The sequence below is a fragment of the Streptomyces sp. NPDC050842 genome (assembly GCF_044456565.1).
GTDB lineage: Bacteria > Actinomycetota > Actinomycetes > Streptomycetales > Streptomycetaceae > Streptomyces.
The window spans coordinates 520,231-542,737 of sequence record NZ_JBITGA010000001.1 but is presented as its reverse complement, the minus strand read 5'-3'; the positions used below and the strand labels follow the sequence as shown (position 1 = coordinate 542,737).

Here is a 22,507-nt window from a genome sequence, read left to right as displayed (position 1 = left end):
TCGCGGCGGCGACCCGCGGACAGGCAAACCATTTCACACATGCAATTTCACACGTGCCATGTCACATCACATGACTTGGAGGCGGCTCCATGACCGCGACATCCCTCACCACCGCCGCCCCGGCGATCTCCGCCCTCGGGCTGCGCAAGTCCTACGGCGACAAGGTCGTCCTGGACGGCATCGACCTCACCATCCCCGAGGGCACGATCTTCGCCCTCCTCGGCCCCAACGGCGCCGGCAAGACCACGACCGTCCAGATCCTCTCCACGCTCATCGCCCCCGACGGCGGCCACGCGCAGGTCGCCGGCCACGACCTCGCCGCGCGGCCCGAGGGCGTCCGGGACGCCATCGGGGTGACCGGCCAGTTCGCCGCCGTCGACAACCTCCTCACCGCCGAGGAGAACCTGCTCCTCATGGCCGACCTCCGGCACCTGCCCCGCCCCGAGGGCCGGCGGCGAGCCGCCGAGCTCCTGCGGCGGTTCGACCTGACCGAGGCCGCCCGCAAGCCCGTCAGCACCCTCTCCGGCGGCATGCGCCGCAAGCTCGACCTCGCGATGACCCTGGTCGGCGACCCGCAGATCATCTTCCTCGACGAACCGACCACCGGGCTCGACCCCCGCAGCCGCCGCACCATGTGGGAGATCATCCGCGAGCTGGTCGCCGACAAGGGCGTGACGATCTTCCTCACCACGCAGTACCTGGAGGAGGCCGACCAGCTCGCCGACCGCATCGCCGTCCTCGACCAGGGCCGGCTCGTCGCCGAGGGCACCTCCGACGAGCTCAAGCGCCTCATCCCCGGCGGGCACATCCGCCTCCGGTTCGCCACGCCAGGCGAACTCGACGCCGCGGCACGCCATTTCACTACGGCCGCACGCGACCTCGAAGAGCTCACGCTGCGCATCCCCGGCGACGGCGGGATCCCCGCCCTGCAGGCCGTGCTCGACGTCCTCGGCGCCACGGGCGTCCGGGCCGAGTCGCTGACCGTGCACACGCCGGACCTCGACGACGTCTTCCTCACCCTCACCGGTCACGGCACCCCCGACACCCCTACGGAGATGGCCCGATGAGCTCCCTCTCGTATGCCGCCCGCGACTCGATCACCATGCTGCGGCGCAACCTCAAGCACGCCATGCGCTACCCGTCGATGACCCTGTCGACCGTCATCATGCCCGTGATGATGCTGCTGCTGTTCAACTACGCCTTCGGCGGCGCACTCGGCAGCGGCATCGCCGGCGCGCCCACCGGCGGCGGCGCCTACATCGACTACGTCGCGCCCGGCATCATCCTGATGGCCGCGACGGCCGGCGCGGTGGCGACGGCGGTCGGCGTCTGTGTCGACATGACCGAGGGCATCGTCAACCGGTTCCGTACGATGTCGATCTCGCGTGCCGCGTTCCTCACCGGGCACGTCGTCGGCAGCGTCATCCAGACCATGATCGCCATCGCCCTGGTGATCGGCATCGCGCTCGCCATCGGCTTCCGCCCCGACGCCTCCGCCGTCGAATGGGTCGCCGCCCTCGGCCTCCTCGGCCTCCTCACACTGGCGCTGACCTGGCTGTCGGCCGGCATGGGCCTGGTGGCCAGGACCCCCGAGTCGGCGAGCAACGCGCCCCTGCCGCTGACCTTCCTGCCCTTCCTCGGCAGCGCGATCGTTCCGACCGACTCCATGCCGACCGGGCTGCGCTGGTTCGCCGAGTACCAGCCCTTCACCCCGGTCATCGAGACCCTGCGCGGCCTGCTCATGGGAACCGAGATCGGCAACAGCGGCTACCTCGCCCTCGCCTGGTGCGTCGGCCTCACCTTGGCCGGCTACCTCTGGGCCCGATCCGCCTTCGGCCGCACGGCCACGCTCTGACCCCCACCACCACACGGCACTCTCACCACGGAGGACACGATGCAGCACGAACCGCCGACCGGTCCCGAACCCACGGAGAACCCCAGGACCACCGAGCCCGTCACCCTCCCCACGCAACGCACCCCCGGCTGCCCCTTCGACCCGCCCGCCGCGCTGGCGGAGCTGCGCGAGGAGAGCCCGCTCGCCCGGATGACGTACCCCGACGGGCACGTCGGCTGGCTGGCCACCGGCTACTCCACGGTCCGCGCGATCATGGCGGACAGCCGCTTCAGCTCGCGGTACGAGCTGCTGCACTACCCCTTCCCCGGAGGGCCCGAGGGCCCGCTGCCGCCCGCCCCGGTCGGCGACATGACCGGGATGGACGCCCCCGAGCACACCCGCTTACGGCGCATCCTGACGGGCAAGTTCACCGTCCGCCGCATGCGGCAGCTGTCCGACCGGGTCGCGGAGATCACCACCGAGCACCTGGACGCGATGGAACGCGGCGGCCCCGGCACCGACCTGGTCGAGGCGTTCGCCCGCCCCCTCCCCGCACTGATGATCTGCGAGCTGCTCGGCGTGCCCTACGCCGACCGCGACCGCTTCCAGGGCCACGCCCACACGATCATGTCCATCGACGTGACGCCCGAGGACCGGTACGCCGCCTACACCGGACTCCAGGAGTACATGGCCGAGCTGGTCGCCGCCAAGCGCGCCGCACCCGCCGACGACCTCCTCGGGGACCTGGCCCGGGACTCCGACCTCACCGACGAGGAACTCGTGGGCGTCGGGGGCTTCCTGCTCGCCGCCGGGCTCGACACCACCGCCAACATGATCGCCCACGGGACGTTCGCGCTCCTCCTCGATCCCGCCCAGGCCGACGCCCTGCGGACGGACCCGGAGCTCGCCCCCCAGGCCGTCGAAGAGCTCATGCGCTACCTGACCATCGCCCACACCGGCGTGAAGTCCGCGCTGGAGGACGTCGAGCTGGAAGGCCGGATCATCAGGGCGGGCGAGAGCGTCACCCTCTCGATGGAGGCCGCCAACCGGGACCCGCTCCGGTTCCCCGACCCCGACGTCCTCGACCTGCACCGCAAGGCCACCGGCCACCTGGGCTTCGGACACGGCATCCACCAGTGCCTGGGCCAGCAACTGGCCCGCGTCGAACTGACGGTGGCCCTGCCGGCCCTGCTGAGGCGGTTCCCCGGCCTGCGGCTCGACGTACCCGCCGATGAGGTGCCCCTGCGGACGGACATGAGCATCTACGGCGTGCACCGGCTGCCGGTCACCTGGGACGAGAACTGAACCCGTGGACGTCCGTGTCGACCGCGACCGCTGCCTCGGCGCCGGCATGTGCGCCCTGACCGCTCCTCAGGTCTTCGACCAGGACGACGACGAGGGCCTGGTCGTCCTGCTGGACGCCCGGCCGCCGCAGGACCGGCACGCCGCGGTCCGCGTGGCCGCCGGCGTCTGCCCGGCCTCCGCCATCACCCTCACGCGGCCCGGCTCCTCCCCCGCCGCGTAACCACACCCACCGCACGACCCCGGTCCGCCGCCGACGGCGCCTTCGGCATGCCCTCGGCGGCGGACCGGCCCCACCGACCGCTCACCTCACCTCACCTCACCGACAGGATTCCTCCCGTGGCCACCTTCCTCTCCAGACTCGGCCGCTTCGCCTTCCGACGGCGGGGCCTGGTCGTCCTCCTGTGGCTCCTCGCCCTCGTCGGCGCCGGCGTCGCGGCCTCCACCGCGGCCGCCCCGCCCGCGGACACCTTCTCGATGCCCGGTACGGAGTCCCAGAAGGCGTTCGACCTCCTCCAGGAGAAGTTCCCGGACGCCCGCGCGGACGGCGCCGCCGCCCGTGTCGTCATCCGCGCCCCCGGAGCCGAGAAGATCACCTCCCCCGCCCGCAGGGCGCAGGTCGATCAGCTCGTCAGGGATCTGTCCGGCGCCCCCCAAGTAGCACGCGTGGCCGGCCCGTTCGAGGCGAACGCGGTGAGCGGTGACGGGACGACCGCGTACGCGTACGTCACGTACAAGGCACGTGCGACCGAGCTGACCGAGGCGGCGCACGACGGTCTCGCCGACGCTCTGGACGAGGCCCGGGAGGCGGGCCTCGCCGTCGAGGCGGGCGGCGACGCCGTCAGGATCGAGCAGGCCATGAGCGGTACGGGCGAGAAGATCGGCATCCTCGTCTCCGCCGTCGTCCTGCTCCTCACCTTCGGCTCCCTCGTCGCCGCCGGAATGCCCCTGCTGACGGCCGTGATCGGCGTCGGCATCGGCGTCAGCGGCATCGCCGCGCTGGGCAGCACGCTCGGGCTGTCGTCCACGACCTCGATGCTCGCGATGATGATCGGCCTCGCCGTCGGCATCGACTACGCCCTGTTCATCGTCTCCCGCTACCGCTCGGAGATCACCGAGGGGCGTGAGCGCGCGGAGGCCGCCTCCCGTGCCGTGGGCACCGCCGGTTCGGCGGTCGTCTTCGCGGGCCTCACCGTGATCATCGCCCTGGCGGGGCTCGCCGTGGTGAACGTCCCGATGCTCACCAAGATGGGCCTCACCGCGGCCGGCACGGTCGCCATCGCCGTACTCGTCGCGATCACCCTCGTGCCCGCGCTCCTCGCCTTCGCTCCCGTCCGGGTGCTGGCCCGCAGGGACCGCAAGCAGTACACCGGCAAGCCGCTGTCGAAGCGTCAGCAGCGCAAGGCCGCCAAGCGCGCGGACCGCCGCACGCCCAACCTCGGCGCCCGCTGGGCCGCCTTCGTGCTGCGGCACCCCGTCGCCGTACTGCTCCTCGGCGTCATGAGCCTGGGCGCCGTCGCCGTACCCGCCGCGAGCCTCGAACTGGGCCTGCCGGGCGAGGGCTCGATGGCCCCGCACACCACGCAGCGCAAGGCGTACGACATGCTGTCCGACGCGTTCGGTCCCGGGTTCAACGGGCCGCTGACGGTCACCGTCGAGGCCAGGGACGCGAAGACCGCGGCGGAGAAGGTCCGCACGGCCCTGGAAGGGGTCCGCGGTGTCGACGCCGTGACCCCCGCGACCGTCAACGCGTCGGGCGACACCGCCCTCGTCACCGTCGTCCCGGCCACCGGCCCCACCGACAGCCGGACCGAGGACCTGGTGCGCTCACTCCGCGGCATGACGGGCGGTCTGGAGTCCCGGTCGGGCGCCTCGGAGATCCTGGTCGCCGGGCAGACCGCGATGTTCATCGACTTCTCGCAGACGCTGGACGACGCCCTGCTCCCCTATCTCGCGCTGGTGGTCGGTCTCGCCTTCCTCCTGCTCATGCTCGTCTTCCGCTCCGTGCTCATCCCGCTCAAGGCGGCGCTCGGCTTCCTCCTGTCGGTGTCGGCGGCGCTCGGGGCCGTCGTGGCCGTCTTCCAGTGGGGCTGGCTCGCCGACCTCTTCGGTGTGGACCAGCCGGGCCCGGTCATGAGCACCCTGCCGATCTTCATGATCGGCGTGGTCTTCGGTCTCGCCATGGACTACGAGGTCTTCCTGGTGTCCCGGATGCGTGAGGCGTACGTCCACGGCGCCCGTCCCGCCGAGGCGGTCGTCACCGGGTTCCGGTACGGCGGCCGGGTCGTCAGCGCGGCGGCGATCATCATGACCAGCGTCTTCTCCGGCTTCATCGTCGAGGACAACGACTTCGTCAAGATGATCGGCTTCGGCCTCGCGGCCGCCGTCCTCTTCGACGCCTTCGTCGTCCGCATGGCCCTCGTGCCCGCGCTCTTCGCCCTGCTCGGCACGTCCGCCTGGTGGCTCCCGAAGTGGCTCGACCGGCTCCTCCCGAACATCGACGTCGAGGGCGAGAAGCTGAACCGGCGGCCCGAGATCCCTACGGAGTACCCCGCACGGGGGAACCACTTGGTGGGCTGACCTCGGGCCGGCCTTCCGTACCGGACGCGGTGAAGGCCCCGGGCGAGTTCTCCTCGCCCGGGGCCGTCGCACGTGTGCCGTGGCCGTGTCATCCCGCGCGACGGATCCGCCGGGCCGTGTCGCGGAGCCACAGGGCGCTGCGCTTGGGGGTGCGCGTCTGGGTGGGGTAGTCGACGCGGACGAGGCCGAAGCGCTTGTCGTAGCCGTAGGCCCATTCGAAGTTGTCCAGGAGCGACCAGGCGAAGTAGCCGCGGACGTCCGCTCCCCCGGTGCGGGCCCGGGCGACCGCGGCCAGGTGGGCGGCGAGGTAGGCGGTGCGGTCGGTGTCGTCGACGAAGCCCTGGGCGTCGGGGTGGTCCTCGTACGCGGCGCCGTTCTCGGTGACGACCATCGGGGTGCCGGGGTAGTCGCGGGAGATCCGCAGGAGCAGTTCGGTGAGGTCGTGGGGCATGACCTCCCAGCCGAGGCCGGTGACCGGGAGGCCGCCGTGCGGAAGGTTGCGGGTGACCGGCAGGCCCCGGGCGTCGGTGGTGGCGCCGTGCTCGTCGGCTCCGGACGTACGCATGGAGCGGTAGTAGTTGACGCCGAGCGTGTCGATGGGGGCGGCGATGATCGGCAGGTCACCGTCCTGGACGGGGATCTCGATGCCGTGCGCGGCGAGGTCGTCGATCAGGTCCTGCGGGTACCGGCCGCGCAGGATCGGGTCGAGGTAGAAGCGGAAGCCGAGCGCGTCGGCCCGGCGGGCGGCCTCGCGGTCGGCGGGGCTGTCGGTGGCGGGCCGGCTGGTGCCCAGGAGGTGGGTGACGGCCAGGTCGAGGGGGCGGCGGGCGGCGGCCCGCAGGCGCTGGACCGCGAGGCCGTGGGCCAGGTGCAGGTGGTGGACGGCCCGTACGCCGTCGGCGAGGGAGCGGCCGCCCGGTGCGTGGATCCCCTCGACGTGGCCGAGGACGGCCGAGCAGAAGGGCTCGTTGAGCGTGGTCCAGTGGGTGACGCGGTCGCCGAGGCGCTCGTGGACGAGTTCCGCGTAGTCGGCGAAGCGGTACGCGGTGTCCCGGGCCGGCCAGCCGCCGGCGTCCTGGAGCTCCTGGGGCAGGTCCCAGTGGTAGAGGGTCAGCCAGGGGGTGATCCCGTACTCGAGGAGTTCGTCGACCAGCCGGTCGTAGAAGCCGAGGCCGGCGGGGTTGGCCGGTCCTCGGCCGCCGGGCTGGACCCGGGGCCAGGAGACGGAGAAGCGGTACGTGTCGAGGCCGAGCGAGGCGAGCAGGGCGACGTCCTCGGGCATGCGGTGGTAGTGGTCGCACGCCGTGTCCCCGGTGTCGCCGTTGTCCACGGCGCCGGGGACTCGGCAGAAGGTGTCCCAGATGGACGGTGTCCGGCCGTCCTCGTCGGCGGCGCCCTCGATCTGGAAGGCGGAGGTGGCGGCGCCGAAGCGGAAGTGCGGGGGCAGGAGATCGATGAGCTCGTCGTGCTGGGCGGTGACGGACGGGGCGGTGGAGGTCACGGGAGGCTCCTGGGGTGAGAGGAGGGAGGTCGCGCGGGCGTGAGGACGGCCCGGACGCCGTCGCGGGCGTCCGGGCCGTGCGGGGGTGAGGGGTCAGGGCAGACGGTGGTCCGCGTTCAGCACGGTCCCGCGTTCGGGGCGGTACAGGTCGAAGCCCCGGGTGTCGCACTGCAGGCCGCCGACGATGCAGTGGTCGACCAGGGCCTTGAGGGTGCGCTCCTCCCACGCGTTGAAGAAGTCGTAGTGGAAGGAGTAGCCGCGGCCGCTGGCCAGGCGGACCTGGGACATGTCGCCGTTGACCGGCCATGCCATCTTGAACTCGATCATCGGCAGGGCGACCGGGTGGGAGGCCGGGCACATGTTGTCGTTGGTGCCGGGCTTGACCACCGGGTAGGCCATGTGGCTCTTGTGGTCGGGGGTGTCGAGGTACAGGCCGTTCCAGCAACTGGGGGCCTGCATGCGCAGGTTGAGCTGGACGTCGGGCCGGCTCGGACAGCTCGCCGGGATGTCGGTGTTGAAGAAGCTGTCACCGCATTCCCAGCCCTCGACGAAGCCCTTGTGGGCCCGGAACTCCTCGGCGCTCTGCATCGGGTTGCCGACGACGAACCGCAGACCCTTGGGGAAGGGCCGCACGCTCCGGTAGTCCGTGACGCCCGCCTTGTAGTAGATGACCTGCGGGCCGGCGGGCAGGATCTTCTGGTCACCCTTGTACAGCGAGGGCATCCAGTACGCGGAGGCGTCCGCGGGCGCCTTGCAGGTGGTGTTGCCTCCGTAGAGCGAGCCGGTGGTGCTGGCGGCGTCGGTGGAGGTGTTGCCCATGAACGTGTGGTCGTGGGACTTGCCGAACTGGCCCGGGTAGACGATCGGGTCGTCCGGCGCGGTGTGGGTGACGGCGCAGCCGGCCTGGAACTCGTGATGGTAGGCCGGGGGCGGGGTGGCTGCGGACGGTGTCACACCGGTGACCTGGGGTACGGCCGGGATGTAGCCGTCTCCGTCGGCGTCGTCGCCCGACGCCTGGGTGGAGGCGGCCATGACGTGTCCGCTGTGGGCGTTGGCCGCGACGGCGGCGGTCGGGGTGCTGTTGTCCGTGTCCGCGGCGGAGGCGATGGTGCCGATGCCGAGGACGCCGGCGACGAGGGCCGTGCCGAGGAGGAGTGCGGGGAGCCGCTTCGGACTCGATCTCATGGGGATCTCCTGCCCATGGGGGCGGTTTCGCGTGGACGCGAGGACGCCACGCGACTGGTGTGATGGGTTCCCGTGCGGCGGTGCAGGGGTGGCGGGGTCCCGCTGCGGGCCCCGCCACGCCCGTTCATGGAGTCGGGCGTCGTCAGCTGTAGACGCCGAACTCGTGGAGGGAGTAGCCCCATCCGGTGCCGCGCGCGGTGAGCTGGAGCTTGACGTACCGGGCGGTGGTGGCCGTCTCGACGGTGTCGATGTCCCCGTTACCCGTGGTGGTGGTGTGGACGGTCCGCCAGGTGTTCCCGTCGTCTGAGACCTGCACGTCGTAGGACTTGGCGTAGGCCGGGTCCCAGACGAGCTGCAGGGTGCGGACGGGCTTGACCGAGCCGAGGTCGACCTGGATCCACTGCGGGTCGCTCCAGTCGCTGGCCCAGCGGGTGGAGGTGTTGCCGTCGGTGGCGTTGGAGGCGGGGCAGGGGCAGTCGCCGTAGGAGGCCTGGGCGGAGGAGGCGGTGGTGGGCCTGTTCAGGGCGATGTTGGTGCCGGTGACGGGCGGGGCGACGACCTTGACGGACTTCGTCTCGATGCCGGCGTTACCGCGACCGTCCTCGGCCTGGATGTAGACCTTCCACACACCGAGCTTCTCGGGCGCGGTGACGGCGAAGGTGCCGTTGCCCAGGGAGCGGTACTGCGCGTCGACGAGACGCTTGTCGCCGTTGGCGTAGTTTCCGCTGAGGTAGATCTTGGGTGTGATCGGGTCGCCGTCGGGGTCGCGGATGTCGGCGCGGACCGTGAACTCACGTCCCGCCGGGGCCGCGGAGGCCGGGCTGACGGTCATGCCGGTGATGACGGGCGGGGTGTTGTCGCCCGCGGTGGAGCCGGTGTACGCCTTCTTCACGGCGTAGTACGACAGTCGCTTCAGCCCGTCGGGCAGCAGGTTGAACCAGACGCCGCCGAAGTCGTGCTCCAGGCCGTAGTGGAAGAGGGTGGCGCCGAGGGCGACGCCCTGGTGGCCGGTGACGCAGTTCCAGCCCGTGGTGTAGCCGTCGGCCTTCTGGACGTCGGTGGGCTCGTCGGGGATGCCGTTGACGTCGTCGGGCACCTCCCACTCACCGGCCGGGCCGCCCTCGGTGATGATGTACGGCTTGTCGTAGCCGCCGTCGATCCAGTCCTGGCGCACCTTGCAGAGGTTGCCGTAGGAGTTCATCGAGTACAGGTCGAGGTCCGGGGCGTTGCGCTTGTAGTAGGGCCAGGCGCCGGTCCACGCGTCCGTGGAGGTCACGGGGTGGTCGGGGTCGATGGAGTGGATCTTCTTGGCGACGTCGTTCACGAAGGTCGTGTACGCGTTGCGCTGGGCCTCCAGTTCGGTGCCGCCGTAACAGTTCTGCAGGCCGAGGACGGACTCGTTGCCGACGTTCCACATCAGTGTCGCCGGGTGGGACTTGTAGGTGTCGACCCACTTGGCGAACTCGGTGAGCATGGTGTTCTTGTACGTCGCATCGGTGACGTAGTCGACACACCCTCCGGCGCCGGGGCCGCCGCCGGGCTGGAGCCAGAAGCCGTTGACGACCTTCAGCCCCTGGGCGGCCGCGGCGTCGAGCAGGGGCTTGCTGGAGGCGTCCGTCCCCCAGGTCCGGACGGTGTTGACGCCCATGGACTTCAGGTCCGGCATGTAGCGGGGGGCGTCGGCCATCGCCGGGCCCCAGGTGAGGCCCTTGACCGTGTACGGCTGCCCGCCGACGGTCAGCTGCCAGTTGCCCTGCGAGCCGGTCACCTTGACCGCGCCCGTCGGCGGAGGGTTGGTCCCGCCGTCGGTGCCGTAGACCTGGAACTCCCACAGGGAGTAGCCGTAGCCGCCGGAGCGAGCGAGGCCCTGCATGCGGACATAGCGGCCCGAGCCGGAGACGGCGAGATCGTCCGTGCCGCCGTCGCCGCCCGACACGGTCTTCAGGGTCCGCCAGTCGGTGCCGTTGTCGGACGCCTGGATCTCGTACGCCTTGCCGTAGGCGCCCTCCCAGTTGAGGACGACGCGGCTCAGGTTCCTGCTCGCGCCGAGATCGACCTGGATCCATTCGCCGTCTCGCCACTGGCTGGCCCACCGGGTACCGGTCAGGTTGCCGTCGACGGCGGCGCCGGCGGTGAACGCCTCACCTTCCTGGGAGGAGGCGGTGGCCGCCTTGCCCTGGGAGAGAAGCGTCTCCGCGGCCTGTGCCTGCGGGGCCAGACTCAGGGTGAGCGAGGACACCAGAAGGGCGCCGAGCGTCACGAGGGACATTCCGTTGCGCCCTCGGGGACGAGTGGGCGCGGAGGGGGGACTGGACACGTGTGTGCTCCTGGCTGATTCATGACGCCGGGCACGTGGGGCCGGACCGTCGGGCCGGCTCGCGTGCGGCGCCGCTTGTGGAGGGGGATGCACGGTCTTGTCGTGCGGGCCCTTCCGGGCCGGGTCGCGGGGACATGAGCACCCGGCCCGGAAGGGAGTCGAAGTCCTCACCGCCTTACGGCGGTGAGGCGAGGTCGTCTCAGGGGAAGGAGACGACGGTGGACGGCACGGTCGAGGTGCCGGCGGGGATGGTGGACGCCCCGGTGTCGTTGATGACGTGGTTGTAGTGGCCCATACCGCCGAGGGACACCACCAGGAGGCTGTGGAACTTCACGTTCGGCTTGACGGGTGCCTTGAAGCCGTGGTCCTGGACGATGGTCGGGTCCACGTTGTAGTTGCAGTAGCTGCCCAGGCCCCACGCCTCGTGGGTGTTCACCGAGTCGTCGACGCGGTAGGCGGCGTAGCCCTTCGTCGTGCCGTTCTGGATGGCGGCCTGGTTGGGGGCGTCGTACGCCTTCTCGTTCTGGTAGAAGATCGTGCGGCCGCGCTCGCCGTACCACTCGACGTCGTACTTGTTGAAGTGCTCGACGAACAGGCCGGTGGCGAGCACGTCGTCGCCGTTGACGCGGACGCCGTAGTCGGCGCGGTTGGTCTCCCAGCCCCAGCCCTCGCCGTGGTCAGCGCGCCACACCCAGGTGTGGTCGATGATGGCGTCGTCACTGTTCACGACCACGCTGGTGGTGGCCTTGCCCGCGCCGGCGCCGCCGATGCGGATGTACACGTCCTGCACGGTGGTGGGGTTGGCGGCGTGGTCCGCGCCGGAGTTCTGCGGTCCGAGCTCCAGCAGCGTCGGGGAGTTGACCGGGCCCGCGTCGATCAGGAAGCCGGCGAGCCGGACGCCGTCGACGTCGGCCACCTTCATCGCGGTGACGCCGTTGTCCGGGATGATCGTGGCGAGGCCGAGGCCGAGCACGATGGTGTTCGCCCGGTTCACGTTGATCGTCTGGTCGACGTGGTAGACGCCCGGGGTGAAGAGCAGGTGCAGACCCTGTGCGAGGGCCTGGTTGATGGTGGCGGCGGTGGCGCCGGGCTTGACCACGTAGAACTGGCTCAGCGGGACGGACTCGCCCTGCGGGGTGCCGTTCGCCCAGCTGGTGCCACGGGCGTTCACGCGCTTGGCGGGCGCGAACACCTTGTACTCGTTGCCGTCCAGGTAGAGGTAGGGCTTCTCGCGGGAGATCGGCGTCGTGTCGAGCGTGGTGTAGCGGGGCTCGGGGAAGGAGGTGGCCGGAGCGCCCTCGACACCCGAGAAGGTCTGGTTCCACACGCTGTTGGACCAGCCGCCGATGGAGCTGTCCCGGGTGTACCACTGCTGCTGCGAGTAGTTGCCGACCTGGCCGTCGATCTTCGAGTCGGCTATGTAGCCGCCGCTGGCCCAGCCGTAGCCGTTGGGGGCGAGGTTGAGGCCGCCCTTGACGTGCATGCGGCGGAAGGAGGAGGCCTGGGAGACCGCCCACCGGTTGGTGCCGTTGACCGGGTTGAGGGTCAGTCCCTCGGCGCCGCGCCAGAAGTTCTGGGTGGCGTTGCCGTTGAACCAGCCCGCGTCGACGGTCACGTCACCGTTGATGGTGGTGTCCCCGGGGCGCAGGCCGAGACCGGCTATCTGGGTGTAGAAGCCGATCTGCGCGTTCAGGTTGTTGTACGTGCCGGGCTTGAGGAGGAAGGCGTGGCGGCCGGTGCCGAACTGGGCCGACTCCTGCGCCTGGAAGACCTGGTCCAGCTTGGCCTGGATGTTCGGCGTGGACGGGTCGAGGACGTGCACGTTGGGGCCGAGGTCGCCGCCGCCCGGCAGGGTCGGACCGCCGCCGTCGGTGGAGCCGTACACCTGGAACTCCCAGAGGGAGTAGCCGTAGCCGGTGCCTCGGGTGAGGCCGTTCATCCGGACGTAGCGGCCGGTGCCGGAGAGGGTGACGTCATCGGTGCCGCCGTCGCCGCCGGTGACGGTCGTGACGGTCCGCCAGTCGGTGCCGTTGTCGGAGGCCTGGATCTCGTAGCTCTTGCCGTAGGCCCCCTCCCAGGTCAGGAGGGCGCGGCTGAGGGTGGCGCTCTGGCCGAGGTCCACCTGGACCCACTGGGCGTCGGTCCACTGGCTGGCCCAGCGGGTTCCGGTGAGATTGCCGTCGACGGCCGCGGACGCGGCGAAGGCGGCCCCTTCCGTGGATGAGGCGGTGGCCGTCTTGCCCTGCGAGAGCAGGGTGGGGGCGGCCTGCGCCGTCGCGGCGGGCAGGACGGCGAGCAGGCCGCCGGCGAGCGAGGCGACGAGTGCGCCGACGGTGGCCCGTCGGAGGGATGAAGCGGGGCGCCGGAAGGCCGGCGGGGACCCGACGGAAGACATGGGGCTCCTCGGTGTACATGGCGGAAACATGGGAGAGCGCTCTCCGAAACCTTGCCCGGCGGTCACGATGACGGTCAAGCCATGCGGCACAGCTTTTCTTTCGGCTTTCATTAAGTGGCAGCGCCATCTGGTCCGGGACGGCCGGAGCCCGTACCGCCACCGGACACGGAGCCCCGATATGGTGCACACGTGGGGAATCGACAGCGCGCGCGGGTGGGAAATCGAGGACCGACTCTGGAGGACGTCGCACGTGAGGCGGGGGTGTCGCGGGCGACGGTGTCCCGTGTCGTCAACGGCGTGCGCAACGTGGCCCCCGGTATCCAGCAGGCCGTACGCGACGCGGTCGCCCGCACCGGCTACACGCCGAATCAGGCCGCCCGGTCCCTGGTGACGCGCCGCACCGGGACCGTCGCCCTGGTGCTCTCCGCGACGGGAGAGGCCTTCGCGGCCCGGGTGTTCTCCGACCCGTTCTTCGGGCGGGTCGTGGACGGAGTGCTCCCGGTCCTGCGCGAGCGGGCGATCCAGCCGGTCATGCTGGTCGCGGAGTCGGAGCAGGCCAGGGCCCAGCTGGTGGAGTACCTGCGGCGGGGCGGCGCCGACGGAGCACTGGTGGTCCCGCTCGACGCGGACGACCCGCTGCCGTCGATGCTGGTGGCGGCCGGTGTCCCCACGGTGCTGTTCGGCCGCCCCCACGACTCCACGCGGTGCGGCTTCGTCGACCTCGACAACACGGCGGGCGCCCGGCTGGCCGCCGAGCATCTGTGGGCCACCGGCCGGCGGCGCCCGGCCACCATCGCCGCACCGGTCAGCGCCCCCACCGCACGGGAGCGCCTCGACGGCTTCCGGGAGGCGTTCGCGGCCCGCGGGGTGGCATCGGTGCCCGTCGTACGGGGACGGTTCTCGGTGGACAGCGGCCGGCGCGCGATGGCGCGGCTGCTGAAGGAACACCCGGGGATCGACGGAGTGTTCGCCGCGAACGACCTGATGGCGCAGGGCGCCTGCCAGTACCTGCGCGAGGAGGGGATCGCCGTCCCCGGGTCGGTGTCCGTGGTGGGCTTCGACGACTCCGTGGCCGCGCGGAGGGCACGGCCGCAGCTGACCACCGTGCGTCAGCCGGTGGAGGGCATGGCTGCCGCGATGGCCGGGATTCTGGTCGAGGAGCTCACCGGCGCCCGGCAGGAGCCGGCCCCACAGCCGTACGAGCCGGCCTCGAAGGTGTTCGAGCCGGTGCTCGTCGTCCGCGAGTCCACCTGACCCGGCCGCACCGGCGCGTCACGCCTCCAGGGCGTCCAGTGCGGCGAGCTGTTCCGTGACGCGGTCGACCGACCAGGTGTCGAGCCAGGCCGCGAACTCCCCGCCGTAGGCGCGGGGGACGGATTCCACGCGCATGACGAGGGCGAGGTAGACGCGGTAGAGGGCAAGGCGTACGCGGGCGCCGGTGTCGATGGTCCGGTCGGGTGCGACGGAGTGGTAGCCGGCCATGAGGTCGGGATCGTCCTCGGCGGAACCGAGCGGGTCGAGTCCGACGAGGTCGGCCAAGGGGTCGCCGAAGAAGGCGCGTTCGCCGTCGATGAGGCCGCTCAGGCGCCACGGGCCGGTCCCGGTCCGGGCGAGGACGACGTTGCCCTCCCAGGCGTCGAAGTGGACGAGCGCGGGGCGGCGGACCTCGGCGAGCCGGTGGCCGAAGCGTGCGGGCAGGTCGGCGAGGAGCCCGGGCGGGGCGGGCAGGGCGACCTCGAACCGGATCGCGTCGGCGAGGACGGCGTGCAGCATGGCGGTGAACGCGGAGGGCCAGTCGGGGCCGGAGAGGCCGACGGACGGCCGCGGGTAGCCGTAGGCGGCTCCGGTGACGGTGGCGATCCGGGCCAGGCACTCCCCGAGCCGGTGGCGCAACGCGGCACGATCGGCCGGTGCGATCCGGTCGCGGGCGGCGTCCCAGGTGGTGCCCTCGACGTGGGTGAGGAGCAGCCACTCGGCGGGGGTGTCAGGTCCGACCGGCTCGTGGTGGAGGACGGTGGATACGGGAGCGCCGGCCCGGGCGGCGAGGCGGTGGAAGAGTGCCTCGGTGCCGAGGAGGCCCTGTTCGTGGGTGAGGGCGGGGGTGCATGCCCGGGGTGCCGTCTTGAGCACCAGCCGCCGCCCGTCGGCGAGTTCGAGCAGGCGGGCCGCGTTGTAGAGGCCGCCGCTGAGGGCGGTGCTCCGGACGACCGTCGCCGGGCCGAGGGCGCGCCGAAGCCGCTCGGAGGCGAGCGCGGCCGCCGCCTCGTCGGCGTCGTGGCCGGGATCCGGCGGAGGGGACGGATCGGCGGTGGCGGCCATGGGACGCTCCTGTGCGGGGATGACTCGGGGGATGCTTCGGGGATGTCTCGGGGGATGCTTCGCGGGATCGTAGGGCGGTGGTGTCGCACCGCGGAAGGCCGCCCCTGCGATGCCGGGCGGCCTTCCTGGCGGGTACGACGGCTGCCCGGTCAGCCGGTGGTCGTCGCCCGGTGGGCGCGGATGATGTCCGCGTACCGTCGGCCGCTCGTCTTCACGGTCCGCTTCTGGGTCGCGTAGTCGACGTGGACGAGGCCGAAGCGCTTGTCGAAGCCGTAGGCCCATTCGAAGTTGTCGAGCAGGGACCAGGCGTAGTAGCCGGCGAGCGGCGCGCCCTTGCGCAGGGCTCGGGCGCAGGCGGCCAGGTGCTGTTCCAGGTAGCGGGTGCGCTCGGGGTCGTGGACCGCGCCGTCGGGGCCGATGGTGTCGGGGAAGGCCGAGCCGTTCTCGGTGACGTACAGCTCGCGTACGCCGTAGTCGTCGGTGAGGCGGAGCAGGAAGGCCTCCAGGCCGCCGGCGTCGATCTGCCAGTCCATGCCCGTGCGGGGGACGTCGGGGAGGCGGACCTCGCGGGCGTGCGGGACAGGTCCTGCCGGGTCGTCGGCGACGGTCACCGGGAAGTAGTAGTTGAGGCCGTGCCAGTCGAGCGGGGCCGCGATGGTCTCCATGTCACCGGCCTGTTCGGGCAGTTCGACGTCGTACAGCTCGCGCATGTCGGCGGGGAAGCCGCGGCCGTACACCGGGTCGAGCCACCAGCGGTTGGTGTGGCCGTCCATGCGGGCGGCGGCCGCGATGTCCTCGGGCCGGGTGGAGGCGGGGGCGACGGTGGAGTGGTTGGTGACGAGGCCGACGCGCGCGCCGGGGGCGGCGGCGCGGATGGCCTGGGTGGCGAGTCCGTGGCCGAGGAGCAGGTGGTACGAGGCGCGGACGGCGGCCGTCAGGTCGGTGTATCCGGGGGCCATGCGGCCTTCCAGGTGGCCGATCCAGCCCGAGCAGAGGGGTTCGTTGAGGGTGGTCCACTGGGTGACGCGGTCGCCGAGGCGCTCGGCGACGACGGAGGCGTACGCGGCGAGGTGTTCGGCGGTGGCCCGCTCGGTCCAGCCGCCGCGGCTGTCCTGGACCCGGTCCTGAAGGGCCTGCGGCAGGTCCCAGTGGTAGAGGGTGACGGACGGGGCTATGCCCGCGTCGAGGAGGGCGTCGACGAGCCGGTCGTAGAAGTCGAGTCCGGCGGCGTTGACCGGTCCGTCGCCGCCGGGGACGACGCGCGGCCAGGCGATGGAGAGGCGGTACGCGTCGGTGCCGAGGCCCTTCATCAGCGCGAGGTCCTCGGGCCAGCGGTGGTAGTGGTCGCAGGCGGTGTCGCCGTTGTCGCCGTTGTCGATCGCACCGGGGGTACGGGTGAAGGTGTCCCAGATGGAGGGGGCGCGGCCGTCCTCGGCGACGGCGCCCTCGATCTGGTAGGCGGATGTCGCCGTTCCCCAGGCGAAGGACGGAGGGAAGGCCTCCAGGTCGAGCGCGGGGCGGGAGTCGGGGGATGCGGACACGGAGAACCTCTTCGTGATGGGAGGAGAGAAGGCCGAGGGGGCGGAGACGGCGGAGGAGCCGGAGAGCGCCGAGAGGGCGGGGAGCGACGTCACTTGACCGCACCCGCGGTGAGGCCGGCGACGAGATAGCGCTGGAGGAGGAGGAAGCCGACGACGACGGGGAGGCTCACGACGAGGGAGGCGGCCATCACCTGGTTCCAGTACACGTCGTTCTGGGTGGCGTAGCCCTGGAGTCCGACGGCGAGGGTGCGGGTGGTGTCGTTGGTCATGACGGAGGCGAAGAGGACCTCGCCCCAGGCGGTCATGAAGGCGTAGACGGCGACGGCGATGATGCCGGGGGACGCGGCCGGGACGATCACCCGGAACAGCGCCTTGATCGGCCCGCAGCCGTCGACCTTGGCGGCTTCGTCGAGTTCGCGCGGGATCGAGTCGAAGTAGCCGGTCAGCATCCAGATCGAGAACGGCAGCGAGAACGTCAGATAGGTGAGGACCAGGCCTTCGCGCGAGCCGAAGAGCGCGATGCCGGTGGCGTTGCCGATGTTGACGTAGATGAGGAAGAGCGGCAGCAGGAAGAGGATGCCGGGGAACATCTGCGTCGACAGCACCGTCACGGTGAAGACCCGCTTGCCGCGGAAGTCGTAGCGGCTCACCCCGTAGGCGGCGAAGATCGCGACGACCACCGAGAAGACGGTGGCCGCGCCCGCCACGACGATCGAGTTCACGAAGTAGTCCGCGAGCGGGACGGTCTCCCAGATGTCGACGTACGGGCGGAACGTGATCCCCGACGGGATCCACTGGAACTTCCCCGAGACGTCCTCCAGCGGCTTCAGCGAGCTGGAGACCATCACGAACACCGGCAGCAGCACGAAGGTCGTGAGCAGGGTGAGGAAGATCCGCCGGGTCCACAGGAACGAGCGGGGCGCGGCCATCGGGGAGCGCGGAGCGGTGCGCCCGCGGGCGCCCGTCGTGCGCCGGAGGGCGTGCTCAGACATCGGAGGTCTTCCTTCCGCGGGTGGTGAGCAGGAGGTAGACACCCGTGACGACGAGGAGGAAGAGCAGCAGCAGGACGGACATGGCCGAGCCGGTGCCGAAGTTCCACGTCTGGAAGGACGACTGGTAGATGTGCAGCGAGATCAGGTCCGCCGCTTCGGGTGCCGCCTCGCCGAACAGGACGAACGGCGTGTTGAAGTCGTTGAACGTCCAGAGGAACAGGACCAGGACCAGGATCTGGTTGACGGGCCGCAGCGACGGCAGGGTGATGTGCCGGATCTGCTTGAGGACGCCCGCGCCGTCGAGGGAGGCCGCCTCGTACATGTCCCGGGGGATGTTCTGCAGTCCCGCCATGACGGTGAGGAAGGCGAACGGCCAGCCCTTCCACACGGAGACGACGAGCAGGGCCCAGAAGCTGTTGTCGCCGATGAGCCAGAAGGCGGGGCTGTCGCCGATGCCCAGCTGGTCGTGGAGGACGTGGTTGATCAGGCCGTTGTCCCGCTGGAACATGAACGCCCACGTGATGACGGCGGTGTAGACCGGCAGGGCGTACGGGACGAGGAAGAGGGTCCGGAGGATGCCGCGGCCCCGGAACTCCTCCTGGAGGAAGATCGCGGCGGCCGTCCCGAGGAACCAGCACAGGGCCACGGACAGGACGGTGAACAGACAGGTCGTCAGGAAGGACCTGAGGAGCGCCTGGCCGACCGGGGCGTCGAAGTCGATCGAGACGGCGAAGTTGTCGAGGCCGGCCCACGGGGCTGCGGACCAGTCGCGGATGTAGAACTGGGTGAGCTCCTTGAAGCTCATGCCGATGCCCATGAGCATCGGGATGAGGTGGACGAGGAGTTCGAGGAGCAGGGCGGGCAGGAGCAGCAGGTACGGCAGTGCGATGCGGCGGCGCCCGGAGCGGCGTGGTGCGGGTGCCCCTCCGGGTGCGGCCTTGCGCACCGCCGGCTCCCGCTGGGGAGCGACGGCGGTTCTGGTCATGGAGGGGCTGCCTACTTCTTGGGCATCTGCTGCTGGGCCTTTTCGAGCTTGGCCCGCACGGACTCGGTGGTGACGGGCCGGCCCGCGGCGGCGTCCGCGAACAGTTCCTTGACGGCCGTGCCGACCACGGTCTCGAACTGGGACTCCTCGGGGACCTGCGGGAGTGCGGCGGCGCTGCCGGCGAGGGTGTCGCGGATGACGGTGAGGGACGGGTCGGAGAACGCCGGGTCCTTCTGGGCGCCCTTGACCGGCGGGACCGATCCGTAGGCCTTGTTGAGGAGGATCTGCTCCTCGTCGCTGGTCATGAACTTCACGAACTTGAGGGCGCCGTCGAGGTTCTTGGTGTTCTTGAAGACGGCCATGTTGATGCCGGCGACCATCGAATTGGTCTGCTTGTCCTGGCCGGGCTTGCCCGCGGGGACCGGGGCGGGGACGACGCCCCACTCCTCGGGGGCCATGCCCTGGGAGGCGAAGGTCTGCGAGGGGGTCTGCCACAGGACCATGCCGGTCTTGTCCTTGGCGAAGTCGCTCAGGGACTGGTTCTGCGCGTACTCGGCGTTGCCGGGGGCGACGATCTTCTGCGTGGCCATCAGGTCGATGTACTGCTTGACCGCCGCGACGGCCCCGTCGGAGGTGAAGTCGGCCTTGCCGTCGGCGGTGAAGAAGTCGGCTCCGTGCTGCTTGGCGAGGACGAAGACCTGGTGGATGTTGTTGGACAGGTTGGAGCCCTCGACTCCGATGCCCCACTTCCCGTCCTTGCTCAGCTTCTTGCCGGCGGCGGTCACCTCGTCCCAGGTGGTCGGCGGCTTGGCTATGCCGGCGTCCTTGAACATCTGCTTGTTGTAGTAGAGGGCGTAGGCCATGGAGTAGAGCGGGACGGCGGCCGGGTCCTTGCCCGTGACGCCGGTGGAGCCGAGCGCGGAGTCGACGAAGCGGTCCTTGCCGCCGATGGCCTCGAAGTTCTTGGCGTCGAAGGGCAGCAGCGCGCCGGTGGACTGGAGGGAGGCGCTCCAGGTGTTGCCGATGTTGAGGACGTCGGGGCCCTGGCCGGAGGTGGTCGCGGTGAGGATCCGGTTGAGCAGGTCGGACCAGGGGATCACTTCCAGCTTGACCTTGATGCCGGTCTCCTGCTCGAACTGGTCGAGCTCGGGCTGGAGGACCTTCTTGTCGACCTCCAGGCTGGATCCCTGGTTGGTGGCCCAGTAGGTGAGGGTCTTCGGCGTCGCCTGGCCGCTCTCCCCGCCGCCGCAGGCGGTGGCGGTGAAGGCGAGGGAGAGGGTGACGGCACCGGTGACTGCGGCTCTGATTCTGCGCATGGCTCCTGGGCCCTTTCGGGGGGATGACGAGGATGCCGAACGAGGAGAGCGCCTGGACCGCTCTCCGTGGCATCGGCTTAATTTAGGATGTGAGTTAAACCCCACGGGAAGGTCGCGTCAAGGCCTGTACTGCGGGTATGTTGCAACGAACGACTTCAGAGACGGGGACCCAAGTGCACGCGAGAAGTGGCCGCACGGTGCGTGACCTGCGGCGTGAGAACCGCACCGCCGTTCTGCGCAGGCTGTACTTCGACGGGCCGAAGAGCCGCCTCATGCTCGGCCCCGCGACGGGCCTGAGTTCCGGCTCCGTCAGCAACGTCGTCGCCGAGCTCCTCGCCGAGGGCCTGGTCGAGGAGGCCGGCAGCGTCGACTCGGCCGGCGGACGCCCCCGTACCCTCCTGCGCATCACCCCGGACAGCGGGTTCATGATCGGCGTCGACATCGGCGAGACCCGGATCAGGATCGAGCTCTTCGACCTCACCCTCACCGAACTCGCCCGCGCGGAGAGGGCCCTGGCCAGCTCCGGGCCCCGCACCGAGCGCTACGACGTCGACCTCGTCGTCGGCCATCTGCGCGACGGCATCACCGAGGTGCTGCGGGCGGCGGACGTCCCCGTCGAGCGCCTCCTCGGCGTCGGCGTCGGGGTCCCCGGCATCGTCGACCGCTGCAACGACGACGCCGGCGCCGTCGTCCACGGCCAGACCATCGGCTGGGACACGGTCCCCCTGGAACGCCTCCTGCGCCGGGCCGTCGACCTGCCCGAGACCGTCCCGTACTGGATCGACAACGGCGCCAAGACCCTTGGCCAGGCCGAGATGTGGTTCGGCGCCGGGCGCGGCGCCCGCAGCGCCGTCGTCGTCCTCTTCGGCTCCGGCGTCGGCGCCTGCTCCGTCGCCGACCCGATGGAACCCGGCCGCGCGCTCGAATGGGGACACCTGACCGTACGGGTCCGGGGGCGGCGCTGCCGCTGCGGCTCGCACGGCTGCCTGGAGGCGTACGCCGGCGCCGAGGCCCTCCTGGCACGGTGGCGCGAAGCCGGCGGGCTGCCCCCGGCCGGAGCGGACGAGGAGACCGCGCTCACCGCGATGCTCGCCGCCGCCTACCCCGCCGACCCCGGAACGGAGCCCGACATCACGGCACTCGCCGTCCTGGAGGAGACCGCCGAGTACCTCGGCGCGGGCTTCGCCGACCTCATCAACCTCTTCCAGCCGGAGCGCATCCTCGTCGGCGGCTGGGCCGGCCTCCAGCTCGGCACCCGCTTCCTCCACACCGTGAACCGGTACGCCGGCGAGTACGCGCTCCGCTACCCCGCGAGCCGTACGAGCATCGGCCTGGGCACCCTCGGCCCCCAGGCGGTCACCGTCGGCGCCGCCCTCCTGCCGCTGGCCGACTTCTTCGCCCGGGGCGGCCGCAGCCCCGAGCCCCGGCCCAGCACGCCCGCCCCCGCCTGGCAGGCCGCCCTCCAGGACCGCGTCTGACCCGACACGAGCTCACCGCGCGGCGCCGCTTGACCTTGACACCGTGACAAGGCTTTCAGTGGGGCCGAGGAGGTGGTCCCTATGACCGAGCGGAATGACGCCGCGAACACGACACGAGCCGTCCGAGGGCTGGAGCACAGCAGCTCGTCGGTACGGCTGCGGGCGGCACTGGCGGTGGGTACGAGCCCGGACCCGTGGTGCGTCGACACACTCATCGGACGCTGCGCGATCGAGCCCGACTTCTCCGTCCGCGAGATGCTCACGTGGGCGCTCACCCGTCACCCGGCAGCGGTCACGGTCCCCGGACTCGTCGGCGAACTCCGCTCGGAGCACGGTCAGGCACGGAGCCAGGCGCTGCACACGCTGTCGAAGATCGGGGACCGTGGGGCGTGGCCGGCGATCACCCGGGCGCTGCTGACGGACGCCGACGACGAGGTGGCGAAGAGCGCCTGGCGGGCGGCGGTCGCGCTCGTGCCCGAGGAGCAGGAGGCCGAGCTGGCCGGGGTGCTGGCGACGCAGCTCGGACGCGGCGGACGCGAGACGCGGTTGAGCCTCAGCCGGGCGCTGATCGCGCTCGGGGCGGCGGCCCTGCCGGCGCTGCGCGAGGCGAGGGAGGACCCGGACCCCCACCGGCGCCGGCACGCGATCGCCACCGAGCGGCTGTCGCGCGACCCGGATGCCGGATTCGATTTCGCGATCGAGGAGGCGAAGCGCATCGTTGCCCTCGGCACGACCGGCCAGGAGGACTGACAAGAGGACCGA

The 22,507-nt window shown here is 71.2% G+C and carries 17 protein-coding genes; 8 read left to right on the top strand and 9 right to left on the bottom strand.

Annotation, left to right across the window (positions count from 1 at the left end; all coding sequences use genetic code 11):
• Positions 1-89: 89 nt before the first annotated feature.
• The 5 genes from ACIBG6_RS02480 (at position 90) to ACIBG6_RS02460 (ending at position 5,716) form a co-directional block, all read left to right on the top strand.
• On the top strand, positions 90-1,067 hold the full coding sequence (locus tag ACIBG6_RS02480) for an ATP-binding cassette domain-containing protein (protein WP_399220614.1): 978 nt from the start codon (positions 90-92) through the stop codon (positions 1,065-1,067).
• Complete coding sequence (locus tag ACIBG6_RS02475) at positions 1,064-1,855, top strand: ABC transporter permease (RefSeq protein ID WP_399220613.1); 792 nt, start codon at positions 1,064-1,066, stop codon at positions 1,853-1,855. Before ACIBG6_RS02480 ends, ACIBG6_RS02475 begins: the two co-directional genes overlap by 4 nt.
• A gap of 39 nt (positions 1,856-1,894) precedes the next feature.
• The gene (locus ACIBG6_RS02470; RefSeq protein ID WP_399220612.1) at positions 1,895-3,139 is read left to right on the top strand and encodes a cytochrome P450; all 1,245 of its coding nucleotides are present in this window, start codon (positions 1,895-1,897) and stop codon (positions 3,137-3,139) included.
• Between the two features lie 4 nt (positions 3,140-3,143).
• On the top strand, positions 3,144-3,359 hold the full coding sequence (locus tag ACIBG6_RS02465; RefSeq protein ID WP_399220611.1) for a ferredoxin: 216 nt from the start codon (positions 3,144-3,146) through the stop codon (positions 3,357-3,359).
• A gap of 116 nt (positions 3,360-3,475) precedes the next feature.
• Positions 3,476-5,716, top strand: a complete 2,241-nt coding sequence (locus tag ACIBG6_RS02460; RefSeq protein WP_399220610.1) for an MMPL family transporter — start codon at positions 3,476-3,478, stop codon at positions 5,714-5,716.
• Between the two features lie 88 nt (positions 5,717-5,804).
• Here ACIBG6_RS02460 and ACIBG6_RS02455 read toward each other — a convergent pair whose 3' ends face one another.
• The 4 genes from ACIBG6_RS02455 to ACIBG6_RS02440 form a co-directional block, all read right to left on the bottom strand.
• On the bottom strand, positions 5,805-7,217 hold the full coding sequence (locus ACIBG6_RS02455; RefSeq protein ID WP_399220609.1) for a GH1 family beta-glucosidase: 1,413 nt from the start codon (positions 7,215-7,217) through the stop codon (positions 5,805-5,807).
• Positions 7,218-7,310: 93 nt separating this feature from the next.
• The gene (locus tag ACIBG6_RS02450) at positions 7,311-8,402 is read right to left on the bottom strand and encodes a DUF1996 domain-containing protein (RefSeq protein WP_399220607.1); all 1,092 of its coding nucleotides are present in this window, start codon (positions 8,400-8,402) and stop codon (positions 7,311-7,313) included.
• Between the two features lie 142 nt (positions 8,403-8,544).
• The gene (locus tag ACIBG6_RS02445) at positions 8,545-10,671 is read right to left on the bottom strand and encodes a discoidin domain-containing protein (protein ID WP_399220606.1); all 2,127 of its coding nucleotides are present in this window, start codon (positions 10,669-10,671) and stop codon (positions 8,545-8,547) included.
• A gap of 247 nt (positions 10,672-10,918) precedes the next feature.
• Positions 10,919-13,114 carry a discoidin domain-containing protein gene (locus ACIBG6_RS02440; protein ID WP_399220605.1) on the bottom strand — a complete coding sequence of 732 codons (2,196 nt, stop codon included), beginning with the start codon at positions 13,112-13,114 and terminating at the stop codon, positions 10,919-10,921.
• Between the two features lie 213 nt (positions 13,115-13,327).
• On the opposite strand from ACIBG6_RS02440, the gene ACIBG6_RS02435 reads away from it, so the two are divergent.
• Positions 13,328-14,368 (top strand): LacI family DNA-binding transcriptional regulator, encoded by a 1,041-nt coding sequence (locus ACIBG6_RS02435; RefSeq protein WP_399221163.1) that lies wholly within the window; start codon positions 13,328-13,330, stop codon positions 14,366-14,368.
• An 18-nt stretch (positions 14,369-14,386) separates the two neighbouring features.
• Here ACIBG6_RS02435 and ACIBG6_RS02430 read toward each other — a convergent pair whose 3' ends face one another.
• From ACIBG6_RS02430 to ACIBG6_RS02410, 5 genes are all read right to left on the bottom strand, one after another.
• The gene (locus ACIBG6_RS02430) at positions 14,387-15,433 is read right to left on the bottom strand and encodes a phosphotransferase (protein WP_399220604.1); all 1,047 of its coding nucleotides are present in this window, start codon (positions 15,431-15,433) and stop codon (positions 14,387-14,389) included.
• Between the two features lie 149 nt (positions 15,434-15,582).
• Positions 15,583-16,974 carry a GH1 family beta-glucosidase gene (locus tag ACIBG6_RS02425; RefSeq protein WP_399221162.1) on the bottom strand — a complete coding sequence of 464 codons (1,392 nt, stop codon included), beginning with the start codon at positions 16,972-16,974 and terminating at the stop codon, positions 15,583-15,585.
• Positions 16,975-17,063: 89 nt separating this feature from the next.
• Entirely contained in the window at positions 17,064-17,903 is an 840-nt protein-coding gene (locus ACIBG6_RS02420; RefSeq protein ID WP_399221161.1) for a carbohydrate ABC transporter permease, read from the bottom strand.
• 55 nt (positions 17,904-17,958) lie between these two features.
• Positions 17,959-18,951, bottom strand: coding sequence for a carbohydrate ABC transporter permease (locus ACIBG6_RS02415; RefSeq protein WP_376319723.1), 993 nt, complete (start codon positions 18,949-18,951; stop codon positions 17,959-17,961).
• A gap of 11 nt (positions 18,952-18,962) precedes the next feature.
• Entirely contained in the window at positions 18,963-20,267 is a 1,305-nt protein-coding gene (locus ACIBG6_RS02410) for an ABC transporter substrate-binding protein (RefSeq protein WP_399220603.1), read from the bottom strand.
• 173 nt (positions 20,268-20,440) lie between these two features.
• Between ACIBG6_RS02410 and ACIBG6_RS02405 the strand changes: the two genes are divergently transcribed.
• Both ACIBG6_RS02405 and ACIBG6_RS02400 read left to right on the top strand, forming a co-directional pair.
• Positions 20,441-21,745, top strand: coding sequence for an ROK family protein (locus tag ACIBG6_RS02405; protein ID WP_399220602.1), 1,305 nt, complete (start codon positions 20,441-20,443; stop codon positions 21,743-21,745).
• A gap of 81 nt (positions 21,746-21,826) precedes the next feature.
• Positions 21,827-22,495: a HEAT repeat domain-containing protein gene (locus ACIBG6_RS02400; RefSeq protein ID WP_399220601.1), complete on the top strand. Its 669-nt coding sequence runs from the start codon at positions 21,827-21,829 to the stop codon at positions 22,493-22,495.
• The last annotated feature ends 12 nt before the right edge of the window (positions 22,496-22,507 follow it).

Excerpts from the sequence above, each read along its gene's own strand:
- ACIBG6_RS02480 (WP_399220614.1), top strand. The coding sequence starts at position 90 with ATGACCGCGACATCCCTCACCACCGCCGCCCCGGCGATCTCCGCCCTC.
- ACIBG6_RS02475 (WP_399220613.1), top strand. The coding sequence starts at position 1,064 with ATGAGCTCCCTCTCGTATGCCGCCCGCGACTCGATCACCATGCTGCGG.
- ACIBG6_RS02450 (WP_399220607.1), bottom strand. The coding sequence starts at position 8,402 with ATGAGATCGAGTCCGAAGCGGCTCCCCGCACTCCTCCTCGGCACGGCC.
- ACIBG6_RS02400 (WP_399220601.1), top strand. The coding sequence starts at position 21,827 with ATGACCGAGCGGAATGACGCCGCGAACACGACACGAGCCGTCCGAGGG.
- ACIBG6_RS02430 (WP_399220604.1), bottom strand. The coding sequence starts at position 15,433 with ATGGCCGCCACCGCCGATCCGTCCCCTCCGCCGGATCCCGGCCACGAC.
- ACIBG6_RS02420 (WP_399221161.1), bottom strand. The coding sequence starts at position 17,903 with ATGGCCGCGCCCCGCTCGTTCCTGTGGACCCGGCGGATCTTCCTCACC.
- ACIBG6_RS02440 (WP_399220605.1), bottom strand. The coding sequence starts at position 13,114 with ATGTCTTCCGTCGGGTCCCCGCCGGCCTTCCGGCGCCCCGCTTCATCC.
- ACIBG6_RS02445 (WP_399220606.1), bottom strand. The coding sequence starts at position 10,671 with ATGTCCCTCGTGACGCTCGGCGCCCTTCTGGTGTCCTCGCTCACCCTG.
- ACIBG6_RS02410 (WP_399220603.1), bottom strand. The coding sequence starts at position 20,267 with ATGCGCAGAATCAGAGCCGCAGTCACCGGTGCCGTCACCCTCTCCCTC.
- ACIBG6_RS02470 (WP_399220612.1), top strand. The coding sequence starts at position 1,895 with ATGCAGCACGAACCGCCGACCGGTCCCGAACCCACGGAGAACCCCAGG.
- ACIBG6_RS02415 (WP_376319723.1), bottom strand. The coding sequence starts at position 18,951 with ATGACCAGAACCGCCGTCGCTCCCCAGCGGGAGCCGGCGGTGCGCAAG.